Below are 12,101 nucleotides of genomic sequence, written 5' to 3'. Positions count from 1 at the left end.
TTATTTACAGTATTAAGGTAAAATACTGCAAATGAACATACACAAAAACACAAGACTACTTCCTTACCAAAGAGAAGTCATTTGGACTGCTTATCACAAAAACAAGCAATCAGTTACTTCGCTGGCATTAGAGTACAAAGTATCAAGACCTACCATTTACAAGCTCTTAAAACTTGCTCGTGTTAAGCTATTTAAGCCCCAAACCAGTACCAACAATCGCTTTAAACAAGCCAAATATGGTATTAAACGCCTTTCCAAGGTTGAACAATCCATACAGGACAAACTTAAAAAACAAGCAAAACGCTATAACAAGTCCTATCCTAGCGAAATGGTGCATGTGGATACCAAACGCTTGCCTTTGCTTAAGGGGTAAAGTACAAACAGCCCTTAGTGCCACAGAGTTTCTTATAGAACAAGTGATAGAGCCTTGTCCCTACCAAATTGATGTGGTTTATTCTGACAATGGCACTGAATTTAAGGGCACAAAAGACCATGAATCTGTGTCAAAGCCTGTTATCAAAACAACATCAATTAAAAATTTACCAAAGTAGGCAGACCACAAACCAACGGCAAAGCTGAAAGGGTCATACGAACATTGATGGAGCTTTGGCATGATAAGCATGAATTTGTCAGCAGTGAACACAGAAAGCAAGAATTAATCAGATTTCTTAATTTCTACAACACAGTTAGACCACACCCATCTTTAAGTAAGAAAGATAAGATGACTGGCAAGACTTTAACTTTTACTCCTTATGAGTGGTTGGAGTTTTATTTTAAGCAAAGTGTAAATAGCGGGTGAGTTTCTTACAAATAATAAACATCAATATTTATTGTTTGTTGTCACATAATCAAAGCCACTGTTGTCATGATTTGACGGATATTCTGATGCTTTATTTTGGTTGATGATAAATCCTGTGTTAATTTACAACCTAATCCCAAGTAAAAACCCTTCCTTAATGGCACGTTTGGCATCTAATTTTTCAGCGTTCTTAGCACCACCGATGATGTGGTAGTTGGCATGGGGGGTATCTCCCAAGTTTGGCATGAGTGTATTGACGGATTCTTGACCGACACACAAAACAATACTATCAACACGCAGTAGTTGAACCTGTCCATCAACACTAATCCACAGCCCCTCATCGGTGATTTTATCGTAGCTTGCACCGCTAATTTGGATAACTTTGGCTTGTTTGATGGTGGCTCGATGTACCCAGCCTGTGGTTTTATTTAGTCCTTGACCGAGTCTGCCTTTGCTGCGTTGTAATAGGTAGATTTGGCGATGAGGGGGTGCGTGAACAGGCTTGGTAAGACCGCCAATATCATCATTGCTAGGATTGGTACTCACGCCCCACTTGGTAAAAAACTCATCAGGTGTTTGGGCGGTGGGTCGATATTTGGGGTCATTAATGTCTGGCGAGATGTCTGTTCCATGTGCCAAAAATTCTGCCACGTCAAAGCCGATACCGCCAGCCCCCAAGATGGCAACACGTCTGCCAGCCACCTTCTCTCCTGATAGCAGTTGGGCATAAGTCATCACATTTGGCAAATCCACACCCTCAATAGAAATGGAGCGTGGCACTACCCCTGTGGCAATCACGATTTCATCAAAATCACTATTTTGTAGAAACTGTGCGGTGATGGTTTGATTGAGTGCGACAGTAACGCCCAGTTCCTTTATCATGTTTTGGTAGTAGCGAACGGTTTCAAAAAATTCTTCTTTTCCAACAATGGCTTTGGCAAAATTAAACTGTCCGCCAAGTGTATTCTTGGCTTCAAAAATCGTAACTTGATGGCCACGACTTTGGGCGGTAATGGCAACTGTCATACCAGCCACACCCCCACCGATAACAGCGATTTTTTTGCGTTTTTTGGTGGGACGAATGCTGTACTCGCTCTCAAAGCATGCCAAAGGATTAACCAGGCACGACACACGTTTACCGCCAAATGTATGGTCTAGGCAGGCTTGGTTGCAACCGATGCAGGTGTTAATCAGGTGTGCTTTACCCATTTGTGCCTTAGATACCCAATCGCTGTCTGCCAAAAATGGTCTTGCCATCTGCACTAAGTCCACGCACCCATCTGCCAAAATTTGCTCGGCGGTCTTAGGCATGTTAATGCGGTTTGCTCCGATGACAGGAATGCTGACCGCTTGTTTGACGGCTTGGCTAAACCGAATAAAGCTGGCTCGTGGTACGCTAGTTACGATGGTGGGAATGCGAGCTTCGTGCCAGCCAATGCCTGTGTTAATCAGTGTAACCCCTGCCTCTTCTAGCCATTTGGCGAAAGTGATAATCTCTGACATCGCAGCCCCATCTTCGACCAGCTCCAACATGGATAGGCGAAAGCTGATGATAAAATCTGTACCCACCGCCTCACGAACGGCTTTGATGATGTCAAGGGCAAATCTGGCACGATTTTCTAGATTGCCTCCGTAGTCATCGAGGCGTTTGTTGGTGCGACCTGATAAAAATTGGTTAATGAGATAACCCTCTGAACCCATGATTTCAACTCCGTCATAGCCTGCTTTTTTGGCAAGTTTGGCACTATGGGCAAAATCTTGAACAGTCGCTTTGATGTTTTTGATGGACATTTGACGTGGCTTGAAGGGGGAGATGGGCGACTTGATGGGGCTTGGGGCGACCACAAAAGGGTGGTAGCCATAACGCCCACTATGCAAAAGTTGTAGCAGAATTTTGGTACCATGTTTATGGACAGCACGTGTCACTCTGGCGTGATGAATGGTGTCAGCGGTGCGATTGAGCGTACCGCCCAAAGGAGTGAGCCAGCCCTCTTTGTTGGGTGAAATCCCCCCTGTGATAATCAGCCCTACGCCTCCTTTGGCACGTGCCTCAAAATAGCAGGCGAGCTTACCATAATTAAAAAACCTATCTTCAAGTCCTGTATGCATCGACCCCATGACCATGCGGTTTTTTAGGGTGGTAAAACCTAAGTCTAGGGGGCGAAAAATGTGCGGATAAGGCGTATCGTTGGGGTTTGGGCTGGCGATGGATTCTGCTGGCTTACTCTTAAAAAAAGAAATCATGGCGTTTGACATTCAAGATAAATAAAACTATTTTAACATAAGCAATCTAAATTACATGATAAATGACTAAGCGGTCATGACATGACTTGGCGTACTAAGGTATGATAAAACCCTTGCAATTAGTCCTAAAATTTACTAAAATACGCAAAATTGGTAAATTTTAGGACTATTTTTATGTCAAAACCCCCAACCCAAATCCCAACCACCCAAGCCCCCATCACACAGCCAAAAGACCGCCTTGCCATTTTGGACAGCATACGGGGCTTTGCCATTTTTGGGATTTTGGTAGTTAATATGATGGCGTTTGCCCTACCTAAGCACGATTTAAATTTGATGAATTTTACTTCAACGGCTTGGTATGACAGCATTGCGATGTGGTTTAGCACGCATTTTTTTGAAGGCAAATTCTATATTTTATTTTCTTTTTTATTTGGTATTGGTTTTTCGGTGCAATTAGAAAGTGCCATTAAAAAAGGCGTGAATTTATGGTCATTTTATCCAAGACGGTTGTTGATTTTATTTGTGATTGGGGTATTGCACGCTTATTTTTGGTGGGGCGATGTTTTAAGATTGTACGCCATTTTAGGACTTGGTTTATTGTTATTAAAAGATTTATCGATTAAATATTTGCTGATATTGGCTGGTTTATTTTTGGGATTATCAGGATTGGTATCGGCATTTCCCTATATTTTTGGCGAATTTGACAGCCCTAATGCTGATGATGTGTGGCGAAGTTTGTTATTTTCTTTAATTCAAATGGCACCAACGGCATTTGCACTCTTTTTACTGGGGCGAGTGGTGGGTAAATTAAACTTTTTTAACCAATTAAAAAATAAAGTCTCTTTATTAAAAAGTTTCATTATCATCGCATTTATTATTTGGGCGGTATTAAAATTGGCATTGTATTTATGGGTAGAGCCATATAGTACAATAGAAACACTACCAAAAACTTTGAATGATATGGCATTTACCGCCATTTATATGGGTATTTTGTGCTTATTATCCGTTAATGACAAAATCGCTCATTATTTAAATCCACTTGCCAAAGTCGGACAAATGGCATTAACCAATTATGTGATGCATACGCTGATGTGTGTATTGTTTTTTAAATTAGCTGGCTTGACGGGGCAATTACAAATGGGGGCGTTATTTTTGCTTTCTGTGGGAATTTTTGCCATTCAACTGATGTATAGCCATTATTGGTTAAAATGGTTTAATTATGGTTTATTGGAATGGGTGTGGCGTTCTTTGACTTTTGGTAAAGTGCAAAAATTGGTAAAATAAATAAAACACCGCTTAAATAAAAATTTGGGCGGTGTTTTTATGCCTTAAATTCTCCAAAATTCTTTCGCCATTGCTGTGGGCTTACGCCAAAATGTGCCTTAAACTGCATTCTAAAATGGCTTGCCGTACCAAACCCCGTGATCTGGGCAATCATCTCAATGCTGTGTGTAGAACTTTCTAGGAATTCTTGTGCCATTGCCAAACGCTTGGCGGTCAGCCACTGGCTTAAAGTCATATTGGTGGCGTTTTTAAAATAGCGAGCAAAACTGCGTGTTGATAAATGCACTCGTTTTGCCAAATCGTCCAATTTATGATTGTCCGCCAAATTATCACTTAAAAATTGTAATAATTCATTGATTTTTTCGTCTTTGGTATGATGAATGGGGGTTTTGTTGGCAAATTGAGCTTGACCGCCTTCTCGGTGCGGAGCGGAGACCAAATGTCTGGCAAGTTCATTGGCAACCTTAGCCCCATACAGCGTACGAATAAAATATAAGCAACAATCCAAGCCCGCAAACGCCCCTGCCGATGTCAAAATATTGCCGTCATCAATATAAAGCCGATTGCTATCTAGTTGAATGTGTGTGAATTTTTCTTTAAATGCTCGCTCGCCTGCCCAATGCGTAACCACCGTTTTGCCCTGCAAAATATCAGCAAATCCAAGCACAAAAGTGCCATAACACAGCCCAATGATTTTTTTGCCCTGTGCGTGGGCGGTTTGTAATTTTTGGCAAAGTTTAGCATTTGGCACATCGCCCACAAAGCCACTAATGACAATGATGTCAGCCTTGTCTAACAGTGACAAATCGCCAGTTACTGCAATTTTTGCTCCAAATTCGCTTAAAATCGCCTTACCATTGTCGCTACATACCGCAAAATCAAACAGTTTTTGCCCTTGATAAGTGGCTTGAAACAGCGAAAAGGGAATGTTAAAGACAAAATCGTTACAGCCGTTTTGGGCGTAAAGGACAAGTTTTGGCGGTTGGTTGCTAAAAATCATTTTGGCAAAATCCTTGCGTTGATTGGCAATATTGCCTATTTTAGCACAGCCCCAAATTCTTTAAAATACGCACCAATCTTAACCGTATTGGAGCTTTAAAATGCTAAAAAAACTCGCCTTATCCGCTCTTGCCTTAACAATGAGCATTTCGGCTTTTGCCCTTGATAGTTATCAGCACATTCGTAATGCTACCGCCAAAATTGAGTATGCAGGACAAACCTTTTTGATAGACCCATTTTTTGCCAAAAAAGGCTCTATGGCAGGCTTTGAAGGCACTTTTAACAGTCATTTGCGTATGCCTTTGATTGACTTGCCGATGTCCACAAATGAGATTTTAAAAGGTGTAGATGCGGTTATCGTAACCCATACCCACGAAGACCATTGGGACGAAACTGCCCAAAAAGCCATTCCAAAGCATTTGCCGATTTTTGCCCAAAATGAAGATGATGCCAAACTTATCCGCTCGCAAGGCTTTAAAAATGTACAAGTATTGCACGAAACATTAACCTTTAATGGCGTAGAACTTCATAAAACAGGCGGTTCACACGGTACAGAACAAATGTACGCCAACCCACAAATGGCACAGCTTTTGGGCGAAGCAATGGGCGTAGTCATCAAAAAAGACGGACACAAAACTACCTACATTATGGGAGATACGGTGTGGACGGCTGATGTGAATAAAGCCTTGCACAAATATCAACCTGAATATTTGGTCATGAATACAGGTTTTGCTCGCATTAACGGCTTGCCTGATAGCATTATTATGGGTGTAGAAGATGTGCTAAAAGCCACACAAATCGCCCCAAATGCCAAAATCATCACGGTGCATATGGATACGGTCAATCACACGGCAACCAGTCGTGATGATATGCGTAAATTTGTGATTGGCGAAAAATTAACAGATAAAGTGATTGTGCCTGATGACGGTCAAGTGATTGAATTAAAATAATTTTTATTGGAGAGACCCTATGAAAACCGCTCTTTTAATCATTGATGTACAAAACGAATATTTTGCGTCCGCTAACGGCAAATTTGACCAATTTAATGTGGACAAAATCGCCCAAGAGATTGCCGATTATGCCCAAAAAGCAAGCGATAACGGACAGCTTGTCATCGGTGTTCAGCACCTTACCCCAGAGGGTTCGCCGATTTTTGCCGAAGGTTCACACGGTGCAGAAATTCACGCATCGGTAGCAGGCATTTTGGCGGATAAGCCTTTGGTGCAAAAGAGACACGCCGACAGCTTTTTAAATACCACGCTAAACGATATTTTGCAAAAACACAACATAGAGCAAGTGGACATTTGCGGGATTATGACTCAAAACTGTGTTACCCATACCGCACTTTCACCCCTTGCCAAAGACTATAAAATCCGTGTACTATCAAACCTCTGCACCGCACCGACCGAGCTGATTCATCAAATCGCACTTGGGGCGTTGGCGGATAGAGATTGGATTGAGGTGGTTTAAATGGATAAAAGCACCGTTTGCACATTGCAGGCGGTGTTTTTCCTTGACTTTCCCCCAAAACCGCCTATAATAAGTCCAAATTTTTAAACTTATAAGCCCAATAATTATGAACGAACAAGCCCACACAATGCAGTTAATGAAAGACTGCATTCCCATTTTTACCGTGCTTTCGGACGAAAACCGCCATTTGATTTTAAAACTTTTGCTAGAAAACGGTAAAATGAGGGTTAATGACATCACTGAAAACCTACATTTATCACGCCCTGCGGTATCGCACCATTTAAAAATTATGCTTTCCGCCAATGCCGTCAGCGTAGAACAAATCGGCAAAGAACGCTTTTATGCTTTGGCGATGAAAGATGAAATTGATAAAATGGGTGAACTCGTTGAATTGATGAAAAAATATTGTCCGAGTAATCAGTGTTAATTTTTTTTAAAGGAGCAAACAATGAAAAAAGCCGTATTGTTATTGGCATTATTGATGGCACCATTCGCCCAAGCAAGTGATTATGTGCTACCGATTATTGAATGTGATGGCAGTGCCAATGTTCGTGCCAAACCCACGACTAAAAGCACCATTTTAACCGAATTAAATTACCAAAGTTTAGCCCATAAAGTTTTGGGGAAACAGGGAAATTGGTATCATATTGACTTGCCAAATCAAAAATCGGGTTATGTGCATAAAAGTCAAGTGATGATAATGCATTATTATGTGGTGGACAGTAAGGACGGTTCGGCAAATGTGCGAGATGGTCATTTTCCTTATAGTGAATCTATTGGCAAAACGAATGTTTTAAAAGTATTGACGAACGGTACTCGTGTGCAAATCATTCCAGAACTTAATAAAGGCGATTGGTTTTTTTTATAGCCAGCAGGGATTGGCAAATAAAGATGAAGAATCAGAAGGCTATATTCATAAAAGTCAGTTAAAAAAGGTGGATTGAGAGTAAAAATCCCCTTAAATTTCGCCACTTTCTTTTTTATAAATTGGGGTTTTGGAGAAAGGGGAGATTTGGGGGCTTGGTGTTTGAGCAATCAAAAAATAGGATTTTAGGTAGCCTGAAAATGGATTTTTACCCTCAAAAACGCTATAATAAGCACCTTAAAATTATCAAAAAAGGCGTGTTATTTTGAGAATTTCTGCTGACAAAACCCCAACCGCTATGCAACTGCCGTTGTCTTTTGATTTGCCAAAAGACAACGATTTTGTTATTTCTAATCAAAACATCAAGCCTATTCAATTTATTGATTTATTTGCAGGAATTGGGGGGTTTCATTTGGCATTGTCATCACTTGGGGCAAAATGCGTTTTTGCCAGCGAAAAAGACACGCACGCTCGCCAAACTTATTCGCATAATTTTGATACCACGCATTTTGAATTTAATGACGACATTCGTAAAATCAGCCCCAATTTAATTCCAGACCACGATATTTTATGTGCAGGATTTCCCTGTCAGCCATTTTCACAAGCAGGGTTAAAAAAAGGCTTTGATGATGGCGATGATTCAGAACGGGGCAATTTATTTTTTTGTATTTTGGATATTATTGAAAGTAAAAAACCCAGAGCCTTTATATTGGAAAATGTTCGGCATTTACTCGCTCACGATAATGGCAAAACTTTTGAAATCATTCAAACATTATTAAAAAATGCAGGTTATACTGTTTATCATCAAATATTAAAAGCATCGGATTATAATATTCCCCAACATCGCCCCCGCATTTTTATTGTTGGTTTTAGAAATGCTGATGAATTGCCACCTTTTTGTTTTCCGCCAAAAATGCCTTTGACTTATACAATGAGCGATATTTGGGGCGGTAACTGCGAAAAAGAAATTGGCTTTACTTTGCGAGTGGGCGGAAAAGGTTCAACTATTGATGACAGACGAAATTGGGAATTTTACCGAGTTGATGGCGAAGTCAAACGCATTGGCATTGATGAAAGTAAAAAAATGATGGCATTTCCCGAAAGCTATCATTTTCCTGTATCCAAAACCCAAGCAATGAAACAACTGGGCAATAGTGTGTGCGTGGAAGTGGTGCGACAAGTTGCCCATTCTGTGATTAACTATTTAAATCATCATCAAGATTTTTTTAACGAGCAAACCGATATGGCAATTAAGCGAAATAAAGGCGAATTGAGTGAAATTTATGCCTTGTGCAAAGTGATTTTTGAGCAAAAAATCCATTATGGTAATTTAAATGCACAATTAAGCAATGATTACATCAGCGTATTAAAAATACATACCAATCAATCAGATATTGATTTAAATAAAAGTGAAATCATCATTCATCAAAATGGCGAACAAAAAAATATTGTATTGTCTGATGTGATTAAAATTGATGAAGTAAATCAAATTTTAGACGATATTAAAAAGGGAAAAAGTACTTTTTCAAGTGAAATTTTGGATAATAAAGTCGCTTTATTGGGTTTGGAAAAAAGCAAAGGCACTTCTTACGAAAAAGGCGACATTGCTTTATCTTTTGATGAAAATGGACAAATTTTTGACAATCAAAATGCCAGTATTAAATCGTTTTTGGGTAATTCGCCCACTTTGATTAACGCATCACAAGCAACCAACTTTATTTATGAAATTCAAAATTTTAATACTGAAAATATGGCGATAATTAACGCCATTGATACTCGCTCAAAAATTAAAGACAGAATAGAAAAAATAGCAGATTTGGGTGGCAATTTCATCTTTACAAAATGCGAAAATCCCATTTATGAATCCACTTTACGAAAAGTAGATAGCCGTATGCCAGAAATTTTGGCAGGGGCATTATTGGCATTTTTTCAAAAACAAATTGGCAATCGTTTGGCGGATTATCCAACGCAACAACTGACTGACTTGGAACAACAAAATCAAATTCATTGCCGATTAAAAGATTTTATTAAAGCCAGTATTTTGGGGATTTTTCCAACGGTTGAATGGGACGGCAATTTAACCGCCAATTCGATTTTATTGGTTAATGAAATGGGCGAATTGTTATTTTATCATACCAATAAAGATGCGATTTTAAAGGATTTTTTCTATCAACATACTTTTTTTGATACACCGTCATCGTCTCGTCATCGTTTTGGTTTGATATATCAAGAAAATGGAAAATTTTATTTTAAATTAAATTTGCAGTTAAGGTTGGCAAGACCTTGATAACAAACACCGTTTGAAGAAATTCAAGCGGTATTTTTCTTTTAAAATTTTGCAAAATTCATTTCAAGCAGTCTGAAAACCCCTTGACTTCCCCCACCTTCCCCCTTATAATATGTTTAAATTTTTAAACATATCAACTTAAAAGAGACATTCTATGCTATTTCAATCTTTCACTTTCCCAAACGGCACGACCGCCAAAAACCGCTTTTTCAAATCCGCAATGGAAGAACAGCTTGCCAAGCGGTGTTTTTGTTTTTAAAATGGGAAAAAATAACCCTTTTTTGGTAGCCTAAAAAATTTAAAAACCCCTTGCAATTCGTCCTAAAATTTACTAAAATACGCTCAATTTAGTAATTTTTAGGACTTTTTATGTCAAAATCTACCCCCAATCCGCCCAATCTCATTACGCCCCCAGCGGAACGCATCGCCATTTTGGATTGTTGGCGAGGCTTTGCCATTTTTGGGATTTTGGTGGTGAATATTATGGCGTTTTCTGCTCTCAATCATAATTTTGAACAACTAACCCTAAACTCGTCATTGTGGTACGACACTTTGGCAAGTCATATCAGTTCCTTATTTTTTGAAAGTAAGTTTTATATTATTTTTTCGTTTTTATTTGGCATTGGTTTTTCGGTGCAAATAGAAAGCCTTGCCAAAAAAGGCGTAAACATCAACCGCTTTTATACCAAACGCTTGGCAATTTTATTTGCCATTGGTTTAATTCACGCTTATTTTTGGTGGGGCGATGTATTAAGGCTATATGCCATTTTGGGGCTAGGCTTGTTATTATGTCGGAATTTATCGCTAAAAGCCTTATTGCTATTATCGGCATTATTTTTGATATTGGCACAAATCATTGCTATATTCCCGAATTTATTTGGCGAATTTGATAGCCCAACGGCAAACGATACCATTTTTAAAACTTTATATTTTGCTTTAATTCAAATGGCACCAACAGCATTTGCTTTATTTTTATTGGGGCGAGTGGTCGGTAAAATGGGGCTATTAAAAAATTTGGCGGATAAAAAGGCATTGATAAAAAAAGTTATTGTGATTGGGGTGATTATTTGGGCAAGTTTGACTGGTATTTTATCTTTATTATCAGACCCTTATAGTCCAATGACAACTTTACCAAAAACCCTATCAGATATGGCATTGTCATCTGTGTATTTGGCGGTATTGGGATTGTTATTGGTCAATCACAAATTAGCCTTATTTACCCAATCGCTTGCCAATATTGGTAAATTGGCACTGAGCAATTATGTATTACAAACCGTCATTTGTGTGTTTATTTTTCAAGGGCTTAATTATCAAAACAAAGTACAAACGGCTGGATTATTGGTCATTGCTTTAATGATTTTTATGGGTCAAATGATATTAAGCCATTTTTGGGTAAAATACTTTCATTATGGTATTTTAGAATGGCTTTGGCGGTCATTGACGATAGGTAAATGGCAAATGCTGATGAAATCATAATTTTTGATTGATATGATGATATTAAATAAATTTACCCAAACCATTCACTAAAAGGAAAATATTATGCCAACCAAAACCCAACTTGCTCGCCTTGCTGAATTGACTGCAAGCCTTGATAGCACCTTTGAAAGTTATGCCAAAATCCAAACGGTGTTATTAAGTGAATTGTTTGTGTTATACAGTTTTTATCACAAACAATCCTTAACCCAAAAAGAGATTTGCGATGAATGGGCATTGCCCAAACAAACCGTACACACCATTTGTAAAAATTTAATTGCCCAGTCTTTTGTTGAAATCAAAGACAGCAAAAATGATAAACGCACCAAATTATTAAGCCTAACGCAAATAGGCGAACAATATGCCAAACAAATCATCAATCCATTATTAGAGGTGGAAAATAATACCGCCCAAAGTTTTGGAATTGAACGATTAGAGAAGTTGATTGGCGAATTTAGGGTTTTGGAGCAATTATTTAAAGAGCAGATGAATAGCCTAACCAAAGTGAATCACAATGATGAATAACAGTCAGCAAAATGCCATCGCCACGCTCATTCATATTGGCAAAACACATTTTAAAAAACTAAGTGCGACATTTTCTTTGGTTGCCTTAGAAAATATCTTATTTTTATTATATCCATTGGTAGGCAGTTTTGCGGTCAATGCGGTATTAAATGGGC

12 protein-coding genes and 1 pseudogene are annotated in these 12,101 nt (G+C 38.9%); 11 read left to right on the top strand and 2 right to left on the bottom strand.

What is annotated here, in order from left to right:
- Positions 1-31 precede the first annotated feature (31 nt).
- Positions 32-373, top strand: a complete 342-nt coding sequence (locus Q4B79_RS05580; protein ID WP_303085445.1) for a hypothetical protein — start codon at positions 32-34, stop codon at positions 371-373.
- 174 nt (positions 374-547) lie between these two features.
- A pseudogene (locus tag Q4B79_RS09655) lies at positions 548-799 on the top strand (integrase core domain-containing protein); the annotation flags it as partial.
- Positions 800-922: 123 nt separating this feature from the next.
- Here Q4B79_RS09655 and Q4B79_RS05575 read toward each other — a convergent pair.
- Positions 923-3,043 (bottom strand): NADPH-dependent 2,4-dienoyl-CoA reductase, encoded by a 2,121-nt coding sequence (locus Q4B79_RS05575; protein WP_303085444.1) that lies wholly within the window; start codon positions 3,041-3,043, stop codon positions 923-925.
- Positions 3,044-3,217: 174 nt separating this feature from the next.
- Between Q4B79_RS05575 and Q4B79_RS05570 the strand changes: the two genes are divergently transcribed.
- Positions 3,218-4,327, top strand: coding sequence for a DUF418 domain-containing protein (locus Q4B79_RS05570; protein ID WP_303085443.1), 1,110 nt, complete (start codon positions 3,218-3,220; stop codon positions 4,325-4,327).
- Between the two features lie 37 nt (positions 4,328-4,364).
- Here the strand turns inward: Q4B79_RS05570 and Q4B79_RS05565 are convergent, their stop codons facing one another.
- Entirely contained in the window at positions 4,365-5,327 is a 963-nt protein-coding gene (locus Q4B79_RS05565; RefSeq protein WP_303085442.1) for a GlxA family transcriptional regulator, read from the bottom strand.
- Positions 5,328-5,427: 100 nt separating this feature from the next.
- Here Q4B79_RS05565 and Q4B79_RS05560 point away from each other — a divergent pair, with 100 nt between their 5' ends.
- The 8 genes from Q4B79_RS05560 to Q4B79_RS09650 form a co-directional block, all read left to right on the top strand.
- On the top strand, positions 5,428-6,276 hold the full coding sequence (locus Q4B79_RS05560; RefSeq protein ID WP_303085441.1) for an MBL fold metallo-hydrolase: 849 nt from the start codon (positions 5,428-5,430) through the stop codon (positions 6,274-6,276).
- 19 nt (positions 6,277-6,295) lie between these two features.
- A complete protein-coding gene (locus tag Q4B79_RS05555) occupies positions 6,296-6,796 on the top strand; it encodes an isochorismatase family protein (protein WP_303085440.1) in 501 nt (166 codons plus the stop codon).
- A 106-nt stretch (positions 6,797-6,902) separates the two neighbouring features.
- Positions 6,903-7,223, top strand: coding sequence for a helix-turn-helix transcriptional regulator (locus tag Q4B79_RS05550; RefSeq protein ID WP_303085439.1), 321 nt, complete (start codon positions 6,903-6,905; stop codon positions 7,221-7,223).
- A 21-nt stretch (positions 7,224-7,244) separates the two neighbouring features.
- On the top strand, positions 7,245-7,664 hold the full coding sequence (locus Q4B79_RS05545; protein ID WP_303085438.1) for an SH3 domain-containing protein: 420 nt from the start codon (positions 7,245-7,247) through the stop codon (positions 7,662-7,664).
- A gap of 262 nt (positions 7,665-7,926) precedes the next feature.
- On the top strand, positions 7,927-9,948 hold the full coding sequence (locus tag Q4B79_RS05540) for an HpaII family restriction endonuclease (protein WP_303085437.1): 2,022 nt from the start codon (positions 7,927-7,929) through the stop codon (positions 9,946-9,948).
- Positions 9,949-10,317: 369 nt separating this feature from the next.
- The gene (locus Q4B79_RS05535; RefSeq protein WP_303085436.1) at positions 10,318-11,424 is read left to right on the top strand and encodes a DUF418 domain-containing protein; all 1,107 of its coding nucleotides are present in this window, start codon (positions 10,318-10,320) and stop codon (positions 11,422-11,424) included.
- Between the two features lie 63 nt (positions 11,425-11,487).
- Positions 11,488-11,946, top strand: a complete 459-nt coding sequence (locus tag Q4B79_RS05530; protein ID WP_303085435.1) for a MarR family winged helix-turn-helix transcriptional regulator — start codon at positions 11,488-11,490, stop codon at positions 11,944-11,946.
- The coding region (locus Q4B79_RS09650; RefSeq protein WP_368500049.1) for an ABC transporter six-transmembrane domain-containing protein at positions 11,936-12,101 on the top strand (166 nt) is incomplete at its 3' end. The genes Q4B79_RS05530 and Q4B79_RS09650, both read left to right, overlap by 11 nt.

Source organism: Moraxella sp. (assembly GCF_030525845.1).
In the GTDB taxonomy this organism is placed as follows: domain Bacteria; phylum Pseudomonadota; class Gammaproteobacteria; order Pseudomonadales; family Moraxellaceae; genus Moraxella.
This window is presented reverse-complemented; position numbering and strand designations above follow the sequence as displayed.